General features: G+C 61.5%; 15 protein-coding genes. 7 read left to right on the forward strand and 8 right to left on the reverse strand.

Annotated elements, in window-relative coordinates:
- Positions 1-25: 25 nt before the first annotated feature.
- The 5 genes from G7025_RS16455 (at position 26) to G7025_RS16475 (ending at position 7,684) form a co-directional block, all read left to right on the forward strand.
- Positions 26-307, forward strand: a complete 282-nt coding sequence (locus G7025_RS16455) for a pyrroloquinoline quinone biosynthesis protein PqqE (protein ID WP_181080208.1) — start codon at positions 26-28, stop codon at positions 305-307.
- 315 nt (positions 308-622) lie between these two features.
- Entirely contained in the window at positions 623-2,428 is a 1,806-nt protein-coding gene (locus G7025_RS16460) for a phenylacyl-CoA dehydrogenase (RefSeq protein ID WP_181080209.1), read from the forward strand.
- A 205-nt stretch (positions 2,429-2,633) separates the two neighbouring features.
- Positions 2,634-3,923 carry a GGDEF domain-containing protein gene (locus tag G7025_RS16465; protein ID WP_181080210.1) on the forward strand — a complete coding sequence of 430 codons (1,290 nt, stop codon included), beginning with the start codon at positions 2,634-2,636 and terminating at the stop codon, positions 3,921-3,923.
- Positions 3,924-4,013: 90 nt separating this feature from the next.
- Positions 4,014-5,786, forward strand: a complete 1,773-nt coding sequence (locus G7025_RS16470) for an acyl-CoA dehydrogenase C-terminal domain-containing protein (protein ID WP_181080211.1) — start codon at positions 4,014-4,016, stop codon at positions 5,784-5,786.
- A gap of 119 nt (positions 5,787-5,905) precedes the next feature.
- Positions 5,906-7,684, forward strand: a complete 1,779-nt coding sequence (locus G7025_RS16475) for an acyl-CoA dehydrogenase C-terminal domain-containing protein (RefSeq protein ID WP_181080212.1) — start codon at positions 5,906-5,908, stop codon at positions 7,682-7,684.
- 226 nt (positions 7,685-7,910) lie between these two features.
- Here the strand turns inward: G7025_RS16475 and G7025_RS16480 are convergent, their stop codons facing one another.
- Positions 7,911-8,810: a LysR family transcriptional regulator gene (locus G7025_RS16480; protein ID WP_181080213.1), complete on the reverse strand. Its 900-nt coding sequence runs from the start codon at positions 8,808-8,810 to the stop codon at positions 7,911-7,913.
- Between the two features lie 197 nt (positions 8,811-9,007).
- Here G7025_RS16480 and G7025_RS16485 point away from each other — a divergent pair, with 197 nt between their 5' ends.
- Complete coding sequence (locus G7025_RS16485; protein WP_181080214.1) at positions 9,008-10,273, forward strand: aspartate aminotransferase family protein; 1,266 nt, start codon at positions 9,008-9,010, stop codon at positions 10,271-10,273.
- A gap of 181 nt (positions 10,274-10,454) precedes the next feature.
- Positions 10,455-10,613 (forward strand): YqaE/Pmp3 family membrane protein, encoded by a 159-nt coding sequence (locus G7025_RS16490; protein ID WP_007904205.1) that lies wholly within the window; start codon positions 10,455-10,457, stop codon positions 10,611-10,613.
- Positions 10,614-10,618: 5 nt separating this feature from the next.
- On the opposite strand, the gene pqqE is transcribed toward G7025_RS16490, so the two are convergent.
- The 7 genes from pqqE to G7025_RS16525 form a co-directional block, all read right to left on the reverse strand.
- Positions 10,619-11,749, reverse strand: coding sequence for a pyrroloquinoline quinone biosynthesis protein PqqE (gene pqqE, locus G7025_RS16495; protein ID WP_181080215.1), 1,131 nt, complete (start codon positions 11,747-11,749; stop codon positions 10,619-10,621).
- On the reverse strand, positions 11,742-12,017 hold the full coding sequence (gene pqqD / locus G7025_RS16500; protein WP_027605935.1) for a pyrroloquinoline quinone biosynthesis peptide chaperone PqqD: 276 nt from the start codon (positions 12,015-12,017) through the stop codon (positions 11,742-11,744). The genes pqqE and pqqD overlap by 8 nt, the downstream gene beginning before the upstream one ends.
- Positions 12,014-12,766, reverse strand: a complete 753-nt coding sequence (gene pqqC, locus G7025_RS16505) for a pyrroloquinoline-quinone synthase PqqC (RefSeq protein ID WP_181080216.1) — start codon at positions 12,764-12,766, stop codon at positions 12,014-12,016. The genes pqqD and pqqC overlap by 4 nt, the downstream gene beginning before the upstream one ends.
- An 11-nt stretch (positions 12,767-12,777) precedes the next feature.
- Entirely contained in the window at positions 12,778-13,689 is a 912-nt protein-coding gene (gene pqqB, locus G7025_RS16510; protein ID WP_181080217.1) for a pyrroloquinoline quinone biosynthesis protein PqqB, read from the reverse strand.
- 71 nt (positions 13,690-13,760) lie between these two features.
- Positions 13,761-13,835, reverse strand: coding sequence for a pyrroloquinoline quinone precursor peptide PqqA (gene pqqA, locus G7025_RS16515; protein WP_003194766.1), 75 nt, complete (start codon positions 13,833-13,835; stop codon positions 13,761-13,763).
- 159 nt (positions 13,836-13,994) lie between these two features.
- On the reverse strand, positions 13,995-16,367 hold the full coding sequence (gene pqqF, locus G7025_RS16520) for a pyrroloquinoline quinone biosynthesis protein PqqF (protein WP_181080256.1): 2,373 nt from the start codon (positions 16,365-16,367) through the stop codon (positions 13,995-13,997).
- 48 nt (positions 16,368-16,415) lie between these two features.
- Positions 16,416-17,213, reverse strand: coding sequence for a carbon-nitrogen hydrolase family protein (locus tag G7025_RS16525; protein WP_181080218.1), 798 nt, complete (start codon positions 17,211-17,213; stop codon positions 16,416-16,418).
- Positions 17,214-17,223: the final 10 nt, after the last annotated feature.

Below are 17,223 nucleotides of genomic sequence, written 5' to 3' on the forward strand. Positions count from 1 at the left end.
GATTCTCTAAAGGCAGGTTGACGCCATGGAAATCTCTGGAAGCAGCGCGTTTTATTCGGGCCTGAGCAGCATTCAGGCCGGGCAGAGCCGTGTCGACCAGGCCGCCGGCAGAATTGCCAGCGCCGCCACGAGCCAGCCGTCGGATGCGCAGATCGACCGCCTGCGCGCCAACGACCGTGCCCAACCTTCCAACTCCGCCAGCAATATGGTCGAAATGGCCGAGGGCAAGTTTCAGGTGGAGCTGGGCGTCAAAGTCGCCAAGGCTTCGGATGAAATGCTCGGTACGCTGATCGACACCTACGCTTAGCCCGCGCTTTATTGCGCAGCGGGCCTGCCCCGCGCGGGCTGCTTGGCAGCCCGGACGCTCCTATCCACTCCCCCGATCCAACGCGCTGGTCCTGACCTCGGCCCGGCGTGTTTGTTTTGATTCTCTACACTCACCTCATGTGGCATTGCGCCGCAAGCGTAGTCGTGGGCGGCATTGATGTGCGTCATGACAAACGGCATCTGGACGGCGCTTGACATCCCCAGGTCGTAAACGTATGTTTCAAACACCTGTTTGACCGCCACAGCACATCCACGCGGTTGTTCATTCCAGATACATCAGCAGAGGTTTATCGCTATGCCTGACTACAAGGCCCCCTTGCGTGATATTCGCTTCGTTCGTGACGAACTGCTTGGCTATGAAGCGCACTATCAGAGCCTGCCGGCTTGCCAGGACGCTACCCCGGACATGGTCGACGCCATCCTCGAAGAAGGCGCCAAGTTTTGTGAGCAAGTGCTGGCACCGCTGAACCGCGTGGGCGACCTGGAAGGGTGCACCTGGAGTGAGTCGGGCGTTAAAACGCCAACCGGTTTCAAGGAAGCCTACAAGCAATTCGTCGAAGGCGGCTGGCCAAGCCTGGCCCATGATGTGGAGCACGGCGGCCAAGGCCTGCCGGAATCCCTGGGCCTGGCGGTCAGCGAGATGGTCGGCGAGGCCAACTGGTCGTGGGGCATGTACCCAGGCCTGTCTCACGGCGCGATGAACACCATTTCCGAGCACGGCACGCCCGAGCAGCAAGAGGCGTACCTGACCAAGCTGGTGTCGGGCGAATGGACCGGCACCATGTGCCTGACCGAGCCGCACTGCGGCACCGACCTGGGCATGCTGCGCACCAAGGCGGAGCCTCAGGCCGACGGTTCCTACAAAGTCACCGGCACCAAAATCTTCATCTCGGCCGGTGAACACGACATGGCCGATAACATCGTGCACATCGTGCTGGCTCGCCTGCCGGACGCACCGGCCGGCACCAAAGGCATCTCGCTGTTCATCGTGCCCAAGTTCCTGCCCAACGCCGATGGCTCGATCGGCCAGCGCAATGCGGTGAGCTGTGGTTCCCTGGAACATAAGATGGGCATCCACGGCAACGCCACCTGCGTGATGAACTTCGATGCGGCCACCGGTTACCTGATCGGCCCGGCCAACAAAGGCTTGAACTGCATGTTCACCTTTATGAACACCGCTCGCCTGGGCACTGCGCTGCAAGGCCTGGCTCACGCTGAAATCGGCTTCCAGGGCGGCCTGAAATACGCCCGCGATCGCCTGCAAATGCGTTCCCTGACCGGCCCGAAAGCCCCGGACAAGGCCGCCGACCCAATCATCGTGCACCCTGATGTGCGCCGCATGCTGCTGACCATGAAAGCCTTCGCCGAAGGCAACCGTGCGATGGTGTACTTCACGGCCAAGCAAGTGGACATCGTCAAGTACGGCACCGACGACGAAGCCAAGAAACAGGCCGACGGCCTGCTGGCCTTCATGACCCCGATCGCCAAGGCCTTCATGACCGAAGTCGGTTTTGAAGCGGCCAACCACGGCGTGCAGATCTACGGCGGTCACGGTTTCATCGCCGAGTGGGGCATGGAGCAGAACGTGCGCGACAGCCGCATTTCGATGCTGTACGAAGGCACCACCGGCATCCAGGCCCTGGACCTGCTCGGCCGCAAAGTGCTGATGACCCAAGGCGAAGCGCTCAAGGGCTTCACCAAGATCGTGCACAAGTTCTGCCAGGCCAACGAAGGCAACGAAGCGGTCAGCGAGTTCGTCGCGCCGTTGGCGGCGTTGAACAAAGAGTGGGGCGAATTGACCATGAAGGTCGGCATGGCGGCGATGAAAGATCGTGAAGAAGTCGGTGCCGCGTCGGTGGACTACCTGATGTACTCCGGCTACGCCTGCCTGGCGTACTTCTGGGCCGACATGGCACGCCTGGCCGCCGAGAAACTGGCTGCCGGCACCACCGAAGAGGCGTTCTACACCGCCAAGCTGCAGACCGCGCGCTTCTACTTCCAGCGTATCCTGCCACGCACCCGTACCCACGTGGCGACCATGCTGTCGGGCGCCAGCAACCTGATGGACATGAAAGAAGAAAACTTCGGCCTGGCTTACTAAGCCTTACCGGGTTACTTCCAATGCCGCCGCTTCCCCTGGGGAGCGGCGGTTTTTTTTGCCTGATAAAAAACGCAGCTTATCGCTCAGGGAATGCGCAGGCCTGCCGTTAAAGTGATGGCAATGTGATACATGTCGAACAGGGTGTGCTTAACTGTTCGCGCTAAGGCGAAGTGCCATTACTTTTCTGCGGGTCGGAGCTTTACCCTTGTCACGCGTGTCCGCTGTCCGTTTCAGCCATTTCCTTCCGTCATTGCTGCTGTTGCTGGCCGGGCTCTCGGCTGCGTACGTCAAGGACCTCAACGTCTTCTTCACCTCGCTGTTCAACGTATTGCCGACCCTGGTGCTGTTGCTCGGTGGTTCGTACTGCGCGGTGTACCGCCGCCAGCGCGAACTGTTTTTGATGATCACGGTGTACGTCGCTTACTTCCTGCTCGACACCCAGACTGATTTTTATCGCGACAACGGCCGCGTGCGCGAAGACGCGGCAGTGGTGTTTCATCTGTGCTGCCTGCTATTGCCGTTACTGTTCAGCATCTACGCGCTGTGGCAGGAAAAAACCCACTTGTTCCGCGACTTTGTCGCACGTTGCGCGGTGCTGCTGGCTGTCGGCAGTGTCGCGTTGGCGCTGGAGCAAAGTTATCCCCAGGCGCTGTTGAACTGGTTGGCGGAAATTCGCTGGCCGGCGCTGCATGGCAACTGGATGAGCCTGATTCAACTGTCGTATCCGATGTTCCTGATCGGTTTTGTCACCCTCGCGGCGCAGTACTGGTACCAGCCACGTCCCTTGCATGCGGCGCAACTGGTAGGCGTGATGGGGTTGTTCTGGATGCTGCCGCAAACCTTCATCCTGCCGTTCACCCTGAACATCATGTGCAGCCAGGTCATGCTGATGATTGCGGCCGGCGTGGCCCATGAGGCCTATCAAATGGCATTCCGTGACGAACTGACCGGTCTGCCGGGGCGACGCGCCCTCAATGAGCGCATGCAGCGCCTGGGGCGCAACTATGTGCTGGCGATGACCGATGTCGATCACTTCAAGCGGTTCAACGACACCCACGGCCATGATGTCGGCGACCAGGTGCTGCGCCTGGTGGCGAGCAAGCTGTCCAAGGTCAATGGTGGCGGGCGCGCTTACCGTTACGGCGGCGAAGAGTTTGCCGTGGTGTTCGCCGGAAAAACCCTGGACGAATGCATGCCGCATCTGGAGGAGATCCGCGAGATCGTCGCCAACTACGATATCAAGCTGCGCAACTCGGACCGCCCGCAGGATGACCAGCAGGGTCGCCAACGCCGGGCGGGCAGTGGGGCGTCGAGTGTTTCGGTGACGGTCAGTATCGGCGTCGCCGAGCGCCAGGTGGAGCAGCGTACGCCCGAAGAGGTGCTCAAATCCGCCGACCAGGCACTGTACGCAGCGAAGGGCGCGGGGCGTAACTGCGTGGTCGCGGCCGGGCAGAACCGTCGTGGCGCGGTGCGCATGCAGAGCGCTGCCGGTTGACTGATGGCGGTGTATTCAGCGGCCCTACAGTGATTGAACGACGCGCGGGCCGGCAGTAGGTTGGAGCCATCTGCCGCCGGAGACATCGCCATGCCTGAGTACAAAGCTCCCCTGCGCGACATGCGCTTTCTGATCGACAACGTATTTGATTTCCACGGCCACTACGCCGCATTGGGCGCGACGGACGCGAGCCCGGATATGGTCAGTGCAATCCTTGAAGAGGGTGCGAAATTCTGTGAGAACGTGCTGTCGCCCCTCAACCGCAGCGGCGATGAAGAGGGCTGCCACTTCGACAATGGTGTGGTGACCACACCCAAAGGCTTCAAGGAAGCCTTCGCCCAGTACGTGGAAGGCGGCTGGCACGGAGTAGCGGCCGACCCGGCCTACGGCGGCCAGGGCTTGCCGCAGTCCCTGGGCCTGGTGCTCAGCGAGATGATCGGCTCCAGCAATACCTCGTGGGGCATGTACCCAGGCCTGACCCACGGCGCCATGTCGGCGATTCACGCCCACGGCACGGCCGAGCAGAAGGACACCTACCTGAGCAAGCTCACCGCCGGCGAATGGACCGGCACCATGTGCCTGACCGAGGCCCATTGCGGCACCGACCTGGGCCTGATCAAGACCCGCGCCGTGCCCCAGGCCGATGGCAGCTATGCCGTCACCGGCAGCAAAATCTTCATCTCGGCCGGCGAGCACGACCTGAGCGCCAATATCATCCATCTGGTGCTGGCCAAGCTGCCGGACGCGCCGGCGGGCACCAAAGGTATTTCGTTGTTTATCGTGCCCAAGTTCCACGCCGATTCCGGCGAGCGCAACGCGGTGCACTGCGGCTCCATCGAACACAAAATGGGCATCAAGGCATCGGCCACGTGCGTGCTCAACTTCGATGGCGCCAAAGGCTTCCTGATCGGTGAGGCCAACAAAGGCCTTAACTGCATGTTCACCATGATGAACCACGCGCGACTGGGCACCGGCATGCAAGGCCTGTGCAACGGCGAGGCGAGTTTCCAGGGCGCCATCAAGTACGCCAATGACCGCCTGCAGATGCGCTCGCTGACCGGCGCCAAAGCCCCGGACAAAGCCGCCGACCCGATCATCGTGCACGCCGACGTGCGACGCATGCTGCTGACCATGAAAGCCTTCAACGAAGGCAATCGCGCACTGGCCTATTTCACCGCGCAGCTGCTGGACACCGCCCATCTGAGCGACGATGCCGCCCAGCGCCAGGAAGCTGAAGACCTGCTGGCCTTTCTGACACCGATCTGCAAGGCCTTCATGACCGATACCGGATTGGAGGTGACCAACCTCGGCATGCAGACCTTCGGCGGCCACGGCTACATTCGCGAATGGGGCATGGAGCAACTGGCACGGGATGCACGCATCGCGCCGATCTATGAGGGCACCAACGGCATCCAGGCCCTCGACCTGCTGGGCCGCAAGGTGCTTGGCAGCCAAGGCAGGCTGCTGCGCGGGTTTACCAAAGTGGTGCATAAATTTTGCGCCGCGAATGCCGAGCACCCGCAATTCAACGCGTATGTGGCGCAGCTCAATCACCTGAACCAGGACTGGGGCGAGCTGACCACCAAGGTGGGTATGGCCGCGATGAAGAACCCGGACGAAGTGGGCGCGGCGGCTGTGGATTACTTGATGTACAGCGGCTACATCATCCTCGCCTATCTGTGGTTGCGCATGGCCATTGCCGCGCAGGCCCACAGCGACGGTGAGTTCGCCACGGCCAAGCTGGCCACCTGCGAGTTCTACTTTAAACGCCTGTTGCCGCGTACCTCCACCCATCGCGCGGCCGTGGAAGCAGGCAGTGACTGCCTGATGAGTCTGCCTGCGGAGGCATTTCTGCCTGGATGACTTAAAAATACCAATCAGTCACAAGTGGACCCTATGTGTCTCAAAAGTTGTTCGGTTACACTCGGGGCCTGTAAAACCGATCCTACCGAATCACTTTTTACGTTCTAACGAGGTTTGCCATGGCTGATTACAAAGCGCCGCTGCGGGATATGCGCTTCGTCCTCAACGAAGTGTTCGAGGTTGCCGACACGTGGGCCCAACTGCCGGCATTGGCGGACAGCGTGGACGCCGAAACCGTTGAGGCGATCCTCGAAGAAGCCGGCAAAGTCACTGCCAAATCCATCGCCCCGCTCAGTCGCGGCGGCGATGAGCAGGGCTGCCGCTGGGCGGACACGGCGGTGTCCACCCCGGATGGTTTTCCACAGGCCTACAAAACCTACGCCGAAGGCGGTTGGGTGGGGGTGGGCGGCGATCCTGCGTTTGGCGGGATGGGCATGCCCAAGGCAGTGTCGGCCCAGGTTGAAGAGATGATCAACTCGTCGAGCCTGGCCTTCGGCCTGTACCCGATGCTGACCTCCGGCGCCTGCGTGTCGATTGCGACTCACGCCACCGAAACGCTCAAGGCCACTTACCTGCCGAAAATGTATTCGGGCGAGTGGGCCGGTTCCATGTGCCTCACCGAAGCCCACGCCGGCACCGACCTGGGGATTATTCGTACCAAAGCCGAGCCGCAGGCGGACGGTTCCTACAAGGTCAGCGGAACCAAGATCTTTATCACCGGCGGTGAACACGATCTGACCGAAAATATCATCCACCTGGTGCTGGCCAAGTTGCCTGACGCCCCGGCCGGGCCCAAGGGCATCTCGCTGTTCCTGGTGCCCAAGTTCATGGTCAATGCCGATGGCAGCCTGGGTGCGCGTAACCCGGTGAGCTGCGGTTCCATCGAGCACAAGATGGGTATCCAGGCCTCCGCCACCTGCGTGATGAATTTCGACGAAGCCGTGGGTTACCTGGTGGGCGAGCCTAACCGTGGTTTGGCGGCGATGTTCACGATGATGAACTACGAGCGCCTGGGCGTTGGTATCCAAGGCCTGGCATCCGGTGAGCGTTCCTACCAGAACGCCATCGAGTACGCGCGTGACCGCTTGCAGAGCCGCGCGCCGACCGGCGCCCAGGCCAAGGACAAAGTGGCTGATCCGATTATCGTCCACCCCGACGTGCGTCGCATGCTGCTGACCATGAAAGCGTCGAACGAAGGTGGTCGTGCGTTCTCCACCTACGTGGCGACTCAACTGGATATCGCCAAGTTCAGCGACGACGCCGCAGCCCGCGAGCGCGCCGACAACCTGGTGGCTTTGCTCACGCCGGTGGCCAAGGCGTTTCTCAGCGACCTGGGCCTGGAAACCACCGTGCTTGGCCAGCAGGTGTTTGGTGGCCACGGTTACATCCGCGAATGGGGCCAGGAGCAACTGGTGCGCGATGTGCGTATTACGCAGATCTACGAAGGCACCAATGGCATCCAGGCCCTGGACTTGATGGGACGCAAGATCGTCGGCAGTGGCGGCGCGTTCTATCGCTTGTTTGCCGACGAAATCCGCCAGTTCACCGCCAACGCCGGGCCTGAGCTGGGCGAATTCATCCGCCCGCTGAATGCGGCGGTGGATAACCTGGATGAGTTGACCGCCTGGGTGCTTGATCGCGCCAAGACCAACCCCAACGAAATCGGCGCGGCGTCGGTGGAGTATTTGCATGCGTTTGGTTACATGGCGTATGCCTACATGTGGGCGCGCATGGCCAAGGCCGCGTGGGGCAAGGAGGGCGAAGACGATTTCTACGCCAGCAAATTGGGCACCGCGCGCTTCTACTTTGCGCGCCTGTTGCCGCGTATCCACTCGTTGAGTGCGTCGGTAAAAGCCGGGAGCGAATCGCTGTTTTTGCTGGATGAAGCCCAGTTCTAAAGGCGTGGAGGGCGTGTAAGCAATCTCTTACATGACGTGCTGCTAATCGTCCTCTATCGCCACATTGGATCCATCGATAATCTACTTCACATGGACGTCGCGCAGGAAGCGCAAAGCAACAACACGGACACGTAGGATTCTGCCAGGACGGCGGAGTGAAATGGATGTCAGGGAAACAGTCTGCAAAGCCCCGCTTCGGCGGGGTTTTCTTTTGCCCGCGAAAAAGTCAGGCCGGCGTCTGCGGGGCGTTCATCACGTCTTCGAGCAAGGTGCGCAGCAAGGCCATCGTTGCCTGCTGGCGCTGCACATCACGGCACACCAACCCGACTTTGAGCGGCACCCGTGGTTCGCTCAAGGGTTTCCATAGCAGTGACTGACTGTTGTGCTCATCCTGGGAGCGTCCCGGCAGCACCGTCGCCAGCCGCGTATGAGGCAAGCTGTCGAGAATCCCCACCATGGTATTGAGCTCGGCCTGCACCTGCGGACGCCGTCCGAGGTTGGCGAGCTGGCCTTGCCAGATCTGCCGAATCTGAAACTCCTCCCCCAGCAGCAACATCGGCAACTCAGCCGCCTGCTTCAACGAGACCTTTTTGAATTCCCGCAAAGGATGGTCCTCGGGGATGACCACTTTCAGCTCATCTTCGTACAGCAACACGCCTTGCAACCCAGGCTGACGTGGCGGCAGGTAGCTGATGCCGATGTCCAGCGAGCCGTTGAGCAGGCGCCGTTCAATCTCCAGCCCGGTCAATTCATAGATCTGCACCACCAGGTGCGGTTGGGCTTTGCGCACCCGTTCGAGCATCTGCGGCACCAGGCTGGTGTGCACGGTCTGCAGCACACCGATGGCCAACGTGCGCAACGCCTGGCCTTTGAAGTGACGCAACGCTTCGACGGCGTGCTGCATGCCATCGATCAACGGCAGTGCATGGTTGTAGAGCGTGTGCGCAGCCAGGGTTGGCAGCAGGCGTTTGCTGCTGCGCTCGAACAGGCTGACGTCCAGGTGCTGCTCCAAATGACGGATCTGCTGTGACAACGCCGGTTGGGAAATCGACAGGCGTTCTGCAGCCCGGCCCACATGGCCTTCTTCATACACCGCGACGAAATAACGCAGTTGCTTAAAATCCATAAGGTTTGCTTATCGAAAAAGCTGGAAAAACGAAATGGCCCAGGGCCCTCGAGACGCCTAGTCTAGCGCCTATTCGCAGGGCTTACAGGGCCGAATCGAGCAATGAACAGCGTTCACGTTGATAGCGTTTATATAGGCAACTCAAAAAACCTCCAGCCCGTGGGTGGGCAAGGTTCACTTGCCGCTGGAGGTGAAGTGTGAATCTGTTCACCTTGCGCCGTCCCGCGCCGAGCCTGGATGACCTGGTGCTCGAAGTGTCACCCGGTGAACCGTCCGGTGATGCGCTGATGCCCACCGTCGCCAAGCCCCCGCAAGTATTCGTGCGCGGACAGGGTTCCTGGTTATGGGACAGTGACGACCGCGCCTATCTCGATTTCAGCCAGGGCAATGCCGCCAATAGCCTCGGCCACAGCCCACAGGTGCTGATCAAGGCGCTTGCCGACCAGACCCAGGCATTGATCAACCCCGGCATGGCCCTGCACAACCGTACGCAACTCAGTCTGGTCGAACGCTTGTGCCATCGCACCGGCAGCGACCAGGCTTACCTGCTTAACAGCGGCGCGGAGGCGTGCGAGGCGGCGATCAAGCTGGCGCGTAAATGGGGCCAACTGCATCGCGGTGGGGCTTACCGCATCATCAGTGCGAGCAACGCGCGACACGGTCGCAGCTTCGCGGCGCTCGCGGCCTCCACCGGCGCCCAGGAAAACCGTTTCGAGCCGCAGTTGCCCGGCTTCAGCCACGTACCCTTCAACGACTTGCCAGCACTGCACGCCGCCGTGGACGCCCAGACAGTGGCCATCATGCTTGAGCCGATCCAGGGTGCCGGGGTGGTGCCGGCGACCGAGCACTATCTTGAGGGCGTCGAACGGCTGTGCCGGGAATTGGGGATTCTGCTGATCCTCGACGAGGTGCAAACCGGCATGGGGCGTTGCGGGACGTTACTGGCCGAGCAGCACTATGGGGTGCGCGCCGACATCATCACCCTGGGCAAAGGCTTGGGCGGCGGTGTGCCGTTGGCGGCGCTGCTGGCGCGGGGCAACGCCTGTTGCTTCGATCTGGGCGAGCTGGAAGGCACCCATCATGGCAATGCGCTGATGGCGTCGGCCGGTGCCGCGGTGCTCAACAACGTGCTGGAGCATGGTTTTCTTGAGCACGTGCGTGAGTCCGGCCTCTATCTGGGCGAGGGCCTGGCGCGCCTGGCTTACCGTTATGACCATGGCGCACCGCGCGGCCAGGGCCTTCTATGGGGGCTGACGTTGTCGGAAGAATCCGCGGATGCGGTGGTCAATGCGGCTTTACATGAAGGCCTGATCCTCAGCGCCCCGCAGCCCGACTGCCTGCGCTTCACCCCCGCGCTGACCGTGAGCAAAAGCAACATCGACGAAATGCTCCTGCGCCTGGCCCGCGCTTTCTCCCGCGTGCGCACCGCGCAATTGCAATGCCGCAAAGGCATCGCTGTTTAACCCGATTTCCTGAACCGTCTCGCGGTATACGCAGCACCCCCAGCCTGATTTTTTTGGCTGGGGGTGTTTTTTTGCCTGATTGTTAACGCATAGCTCCGTGCCAGATCCCACTGAACCCTCACGAACACCCAAGGTCGATTAGCTACACGGCTCACACGAGCCGATTGATTGGAGCTGACCCATGGATTTCATTCGCATCATCATCGCCATTCTGCTGCCGCCACTGGGGGTGTTTCTGCAAGTGGGCTTCGCCGGCGCGTTCTGGCTGAATATTCTGCTGACCCTGTGCGGTTACATCCCAGGCATCGTCCACGCGGTGTACATCATCGCCAAGCGTTAAGGCCCTCAGCCTTTCGCGATCAGGCGTGAGTTGCGCTCATTGCGAAAGGCCAGTTGCTCGATGGTCTGGGTGGCGTGTTCGGCTTCTTCCCGCGCCTTGAGGATGAGGCCGTGATGCTCGGACTTGCTGCACACCGGGTCGGCATTGCTGGCATCTCCCGTGAGCATGAAGGCCTGGCAACGGCAGCCGCCGAAGTCCTTCTCTTTTTCGTCACATGAACGGCACGGCTCGGGCATCCAGTCGTAGCCGCGAAAGCGATTGAAGCCAAACGAGTCGTACCAGATGTGCTGCATGCTGTGGTCGCGCACATTGGGAAATTGCACCGGCATTTGTCGGGCGCCGTGACACGGCAGGGCAGTGCCGTCCGGCGTCACCGTCAGAAAGATACTGCCCCAGCCATTCATGCAGGCCTTCGGGCGTTCCTCGTAGTAATCCGGCGTCACGAAGATCAGTTTGCACGGGTGGCCTTCGGCTTCGAGCCTGGCGCGGTATTCATTGGTGATGCGCTCGGCGCGTACCAGTTGCTCCTGAGTCGGTAACAGACCCACACGATTGAGCTGCGCCCAGCCATAGAACTGGCAGGTGGCGAGTTCGACGAAGTCCGCTTCCAGGGCGATGCACAGCTCGATGATGCGGTCGATCTTGTCGATATTGTGCCGATGGGTGACGAAGTTGAGCACCATCGGGTAGCCGTGTGCTTTCACCGCGCGGGCCATTTCCAGCTTTTGCGTGAAGGCCTTTTTCGAGCCGGCCAGCAGGTTGTTCACCTGTTCGTCGCTGGCCTGGAAGCTGATCTGGATATGGTCCAGGCCGGCTTTCTTGAAGTCGCTGATCTTCTGCTCGGTCAGGCCGATGCCGGAGGTGATCAGGTTGGTATAGAAGCCTAGCCTGCGCGCCTCGCCGATCAGCTCGGCAAGGTCTTGTCGCACCAGCGGTTCACCGCCGGAAAACCCCAGTTGCGCGGCGCCCATCTCGCGGGCTTCGCGAAACACCTTGAACCATTGCTCGGTGCTCAGCTCTTTGCCCTGCTCGGCGAAGTCCAGCGGGTTGGAGCAGTACGGGCATTGCAGCGGGCAGCGGTAGGTCAGTTCGGCCAATAGCCAAAGCGGCAGGCCAATCGGCGGTTTTTCAGGCAAGGGTAATCCAGTGCTCTGCACGGGCGACCTCCATGAATTGCTCGATGTCGTCGCCCAGCTCAGGCACGCCGGGGAACTGTTCTTCGAGCGCGGCAATGATCGCCGCCACGTCGCGCTCACCGTCGATCAAGCCACCAATCAGCGCGGCGCTGTCATTGAGCTTGATCATGCCTTCGGGGTAGAGCAACACATGGCCTTTCTGCGCGGGCTCGTACTGGTAGCGGTAGCCCTGGCGCCAGGTCGGTTTTCTGCTGCGATCAAAGCTCATAGGGTGATCCCTTTATGCCACACCCGCTGGTCGGTCACGCTGTGGTACGGCGGGCGGTTCAGTTCGTAGGCCATGCTCATGGCGTCCAGCATGCTCCATAGGATATCCAGTTTGAACTGGAGAACTTCCAGCATGCGCTCCTGGCCTGCGCGGGTGGTGTAGTGCTGCAGGGTGATTGCCAGGCCGTGTTCCACATCGCGGCGGGCCTGGCCCAGGCGAGTGCGAAAGTACTCGTAACCGGCCGGATCGATCCACGGATAATGCTGCGGCCAACTGTCGAGGCGTGACTGGTGGATCTGCGGCGCGAACAGTTCGGTCAACGAGCTGCTGGCGGCTTCCTGCCAACTGGCGCGACGGGCGAAGTTGACGTAAGCGTCTACCGCAAACCGCACGCCGGGCAAGACCAGTTCCTGGGAGCGCAGTTGCTCGGGGTCCAGACCCACCGCCTGGCCCAGGCGCAGCCAGGCCTCGATGCCGCCGTCTTCACCTGGTGCGCCGTCGTGGTCGAGCAGGCGCTGGATCCACTCGCGACGTATCTCACGGTCCGGGCAATTGGCCAGGATGGCGGCGTCCTTCAGCGGAATATTCACTTGGTAATAGAAGCGGTTGGCAACCCAGCCCTGGATCTGCTCGCGGGTGGCGCGGCCTTCATACATCGCCACATGGTAGGGGTGATGAATATGGTAGAAGGCGCCCTTGGCCCGCAGGGCCTGTTCGAAGGCGTCGCGCGTCATTGGTATGTCAGTCATTTGGCTAGCTCCTACAATTCAATGCTCATGCCGTCGTAAGCCACTTCCACATTGCGTCGCACCAGCTCGGCGCGCTCGGGGGAGTCTTCGTCGAGGATCGGGTTGGTGTTGTTGATGTGGATAAGTACCTTGCGCTGCGTTGGCAACTGCTCAAGCACTTCCAGCATACCGCCGGGGCCGTTCTGTGCCAGGTGGCCCATCTCGCGCCCGGTGCGGGTGCCGACGCCCCGGCGCTGCATTTCGTCGTCGTCCCACATCGTGCCGTCCACCAGCAGGCAATCGCTGCCGGCCATGATGTCCAGCAACGGCGCATCGACCTTGCCCAGGCCTGGGGCGTAGAACAGTTTGCCGCCGGTGCGCAGGTCTTCGACGATCAGGCCGATGTTGTCGCCCGGGTGCGGGTCGAAGCGGTGCGGCGAGTAGGGCGGTGCCGCGCTGCGCAACGGCAGCGGGGTGAAACGCAGGTTGGGGCAGGACGGGATGGTGAAGCCGGCGTCCAGTTCGATGCGGTTCCAGGCCAGGCCGCCGTTCCAATGGGTCAGCATCGTGAACAGCGGAAAACCGGTGCTCAGGTCTTCATGGACCATGTCGGTGCACCAGACTTGATGCGGGCAGCCTTCGCGCAGGCTCAGCAGGCCGGTGGTGTGGTCGATCTGGCTGTCCATCAGGATGATTGCGCTGATGCCGGTGTCACGCAGGGCGCGGCCCGGTTGCATCGGCGCGAAGCTTTGCAGTTGCGCGCGAATATCCGGCGAGGCATTGCACAGCACCCAATTCACGCCATCGTCGGAGATTGCGATGGACGACTGGGTGCGCGCGTGGGCTCGTAGGCTGCCATCACGAAAACCTGCGCAGTTCACGCAATTGCAGTTCCACTGCGGGAAACCACCGCCGGCGGCGGAACCTAGAATCTGGACAAACATGGCCGCTCCATCAAGCAAAGCTCAAAACAAAAACGCCCCGGGCGAACCGAGGCGTTGTCATACCCAGCCGATTAACGGCTGGCGAAGTACATGGTGACTTCGAAACCGATGCGCAGATCAGTGTAAGCAGGTTTGGACCAGGTCATATTCTTACTCCTACGAAGGGATGGGACGTTTACTACCAAGTAATACATATAGTCCACCTCCAGTCGGAGATGTTCAGATGTGTGCGTGGGAATGTTACGCAATTCTTTTCAAGTTAGCGCTGTCTTGGTGGAAAAAGGCTATTGCAGGGTTGGCAATGATCAACCTTTAACCTTCCAGAGGTCCGTCGAAGGCGCGCCGTTGGCGACCCAGAGCCAGCCGCCGACGGCGTCCTTCAGGTGCTGGGCGGCATGCTGCAAATTAGCGTAGGTGCAGGCATATAGATGTTGCTGGAGGCGCTCCAGGTAATCCGACGGATGGCCCGCCAGGTGCGCATGCCACAGCAGTTCGGCTGCTTGCGATGTCGGCAGCGTGTCGACGTTGAATTGCTGCGCCAGGGCCGTGTTGCCCAAGTCTGTATCGCGCTCGATCAGCGTAGGCACTTGCGCCAGGAAGCGGTGCAGGTGCTGCACAATTTCATCCAGAGACAGGTGCGGAGATTGCACGCCAAACAACATGCCAGTCTGCCCGTTGATCTGTCGGATACCGCTGAACACGGCGTAGCCGATTTGCTGTTCCACCCGCAAGCGTTGGTAAAACGGCCCCTGCACCCGATGAACAAGCAGGCGCCATGCGGCTTCATCCGCCAGGGAAAGACTGGGTGTCGGGCAGAACAGCAACAATGCGGCTTCGCCGGCGTCGGTTTTAACTGCATGCCACACGCACTGACCGTTGAGGTCACGGGGTTGGCGCTCAATGCCCGCCGGTTGCCCCGGCAAGCCGGCGGCAGCTGTTTTTATCAGCGCCTCGCATGTTGCCGGCAAGCCTATACCCAGCCCATGCCAACGGGCGGTATGCCAGGAAGCAGGCTGATGTGCGCGCTCGGCCGTGGTCTCTACGCAGTAAGCGGGCAATGCTTTAAGCAATGCGCGAATGGCGAGCGGCGGCGGCGTGGTGTCGGGTGTTGGGTGCGCCTGCGTAAGGCTTTGCGCCAACGCTTCGAGTACCTTCGGCATGAGCGCGTGAAGCCCGACCATGCTGATCCGCCAATCGTGGCCGGTCGTTTCAAACGTTAACGCCAGCCCAGCCTGGCGAGCGTTTTCGCTCAAGACGTGCAACGCACCTTCCAGTCCGGACGGCGCGGGTGAGTCAAACCGCCAGTTCAGGTACAACGCGCCTTCCTGGCGGTCTGTGGGTACAGCCTGGCTGATGAAGGTCAGCGCGGATGCTTCCCGGCGACCCCGCGAGCGGTCCTGGGCAAAGGTACGCAAGCCGCGGTGGGCGCTGGTCTGGCCACGAATCAGGCCGGCACGCGGTTCTGTGTCGGAGGGGCGTAGGAAGGGGTTGTCGGGTGGCCGTTGCCACGTGTGCTTGGCGGCTGGCAGTTGCAGTGAATCCAGCAGCGTGTGCAGCGCCGCGATGCTGTGGTCTGACAGCGCTTCGCTGTCGTTGCGGGCCAGTGCCAGTGCGCCCTGAACCTGCCGCTGGCGCACGGTCACTCGGGCGAATTCTTCGCGCAGTGGCGTCCAGTCACTGTGTGCGAAAAAGCTCAGCCAATCGTGCAGCAAGGCTTCAACCGGTGTGACCGATTCGCCTGGCTGGTTGAGGGTAAAGTCGATATCCAACAGCGCCTGCCCGGCGAAGTGGTAGAGCACGCTGGCATGTAACGCGGTGGCCATGCCTTGGGCTTGCAGTTCAGCCAGCAGCCCGCCGGGCGCCGGGTTGTTGAGCCAGGTGCACAGAAACTCCAAGGTTTCGCGTGGCGCGTTGCAGGCGATGACGTGGTGCAGTTGCTGGCCGGCGACATGGCGATAAGCCTGGGGCTGGCCGTCCATCAGGGCCGGTGGTGCGGCCTGTGGATGTCCAGAGCCGGTGGGGATGATTTCGCCGAAGCGGTGTGCCAGGGCTTGGAGTTCGTCCAGCGGTTGGGGACCGGCCAGGCTCAATGTCATCTGCCCACTCTGGTAGAACTGTGCGTGAAATGCTCGCAAGGCTTGCTGAAAGGCTTCCGTTTCGACCGGCAGGCTGTCCCGGTTGCCGGCATGGAAGTCCCGAAGCGGATGACCGTTCGCGACACCTTCGAGCAATGCCACTTGCTGCTGGGCCTTGGCATCCCTCGACCAGGCGACAAACTCTGCCTGCAGCACTTCGCGCTCGCGTAGCTGATCGTCGAGTGCCAGGCGTGGTCGGGCGAGCATGTCCGCCAAGCGCTCCAGCCCTTGTGCAACGTTCGGCACCGGCAGTTCGAAGAAAAATTCGGTGATGCGCTCGCGGGTACTGGCGTTGACCTGTCCACCATGCTGCTGCACGTAGGTCATCAGCCCTTCGCCTGTCGGAAAACGCTCGGTTCCCAGGAACAACAGGTGTTCCAGAAAATGCGCCAACCCCGGCCACGCCAAGGGCGCGTCATGACTACCGGCGGCCACCCGCACAACAGCGGCGCAGCGCTGTAAATGGGAAGCAGCGTGCAGGATGACATGCAGGCCATTGGCCAGAGTCAGAGTGGCAGAGTGAGGGTGGGCCGGGGCGGGCATGGGCACTTCCAGAACGTGGGAAGTGCCCATGCTAGCAAACCCGCGGGATCAGGGCTTGTGCAGCGTGCCGTACAACTCGGGGCGGCGGTCGTGCAAATAGTCATTGGCGATGCGTGCGTCGAGGATTGCCTGGTGATCCACGGTGCCGACAATCAGGGCTTCATCCAGGCCTGCCAGGGCAATGCGCTCGCCATTCGGCGCTGCCAGGCTGCTTTGCCCGCAGTAGTGAATGTCCTCTTCGTTCCCGCAGTAGTTGGCATACGCCACGTAGCACTGGTTCTCGAACGCGCGCGCACGCACGGTAACGTCGGCGATAAAGTCGAACGGCACCATATTGGCGGTGGGCACCAGGATCAGTTCAGCGCCGGCCAGGGCCAGGCGGCGGGCGTTTTCAGGGAACTCCAGGTCGTAGCAGATCAGCATCCCCAGCTTCCAGCCGTTGAGTTCCACCACCGGGAAATCATCCTCCCCGGCGCTGAACATCAAGTGGTCCAAGTCGCCGAACAAATGGGTCTTGCGGTAGTTGCACAGGCGCTGGCCGTTGGCGTCGATCAACTGCACGGCATTGTAGATATCCCCGTTTGCGGCGCGCTCCGGGTAGCCATAGAGGATGGCCAGGCGGGCGTTTTTCGCAAGCTCGGCAATCGCCTGCGCCGAGTCCCCGTCCTGCGCTTCGGCCAGGGCCCCGGCGGCTTCGGCACCGATGTTATAGCCGGTAAGAAACATCTCCGGCAGCACCAGCACATCGGCGCTGCCGGATGCCTCATGCGCCACGGTGTGCAGGCGCTTGAGGTTAGCCGCCACATCCAGCGGCAGGGGCGGGCATTGGTAGAGGGCGACACGCATGGCTTGGCTC

It is taken from the genome of Pseudomonas lurida (assembly GCF_013522705.1).
GTDB lineage: Bacteria > Pseudomonadota > Gammaproteobacteria > Pseudomonadales > Pseudomonadaceae > Aquipseudomonas > Aquipseudomonas quebecensis.

What these genes read in the sequence shown, in the direction of transcription:
- G7025_RS16455 (WP_181080208.1), top strand. Translation starts at nt 26, where the DNA reads ATGGAAATCTCTGGAAGCAGCGCGTTTTATTCGGGCCTGAGCAGCATT.
- G7025_RS16460 (WP_181080209.1), top strand. Translation starts at nt 623, where the DNA reads ATGCCTGACTACAAGGCCCCCTTGCGTGATATTCGCTTCGTTCGTGAC.
- G7025_RS16470 (WP_181080211.1), top strand. Translation starts at nt 4,014, where the DNA reads ATGCCTGAGTACAAAGCTCCCCTGCGCGACATGCGCTTTCTGATCGAC.
- G7025_RS16475 (WP_181080212.1), top strand. Translation starts at nt 5,906, where the DNA reads ATGGCTGATTACAAAGCGCCGCTGCGGGATATGCGCTTCGTCCTCAAC.
- G7025_RS16480 (WP_181080213.1), bottom strand. Translation starts at nt 8,810, where the DNA reads ATGGATTTTAAGCAACTGCGTTATTTCGTCGCGGTGTATGAAGAAGGC.
- G7025_RS16490 (WP_007904205.1), top strand. Translation starts at nt 10,455, where the DNA reads ATGGATTTCATTCGCATCATCATCGCCATTCTGCTGCCGCCACTGGGG.
- pqqD (WP_027605935.1), bottom strand. Translation starts at nt 12,017, where the DNA reads ATGAGCTTTGATCGCAGCAGAAAACCGACCTGGCGCCAGGGCTACCGC.
- pqqC (WP_181080216.1), bottom strand. Translation starts at nt 12,766, where the DNA reads ATGACTGACATACCAATGACGCGCGACGCCTTCGAACAGGCCCTGCGG.
- pqqB (WP_181080217.1), bottom strand. Translation starts at nt 13,689, where the DNA reads ATGTTTGTCCAGATTCTAGGTTCCGCCGCCGGCGGTGGTTTCCCGCAG.
- pqqF (WP_181080256.1), bottom strand. Translation starts at nt 16,367, where the DNA reads ATGCCCGCCCCGGCCCACCCTCACTCTGCCACTCTGACTCTGGCCAAT.
- G7025_RS16525 (WP_181080218.1), bottom strand. Translation starts at nt 17,213, where the DNA reads ATGCGTGTCGCCCTCTACCAATGCCCGCCCCTGCCGCTGGATGTGGCG.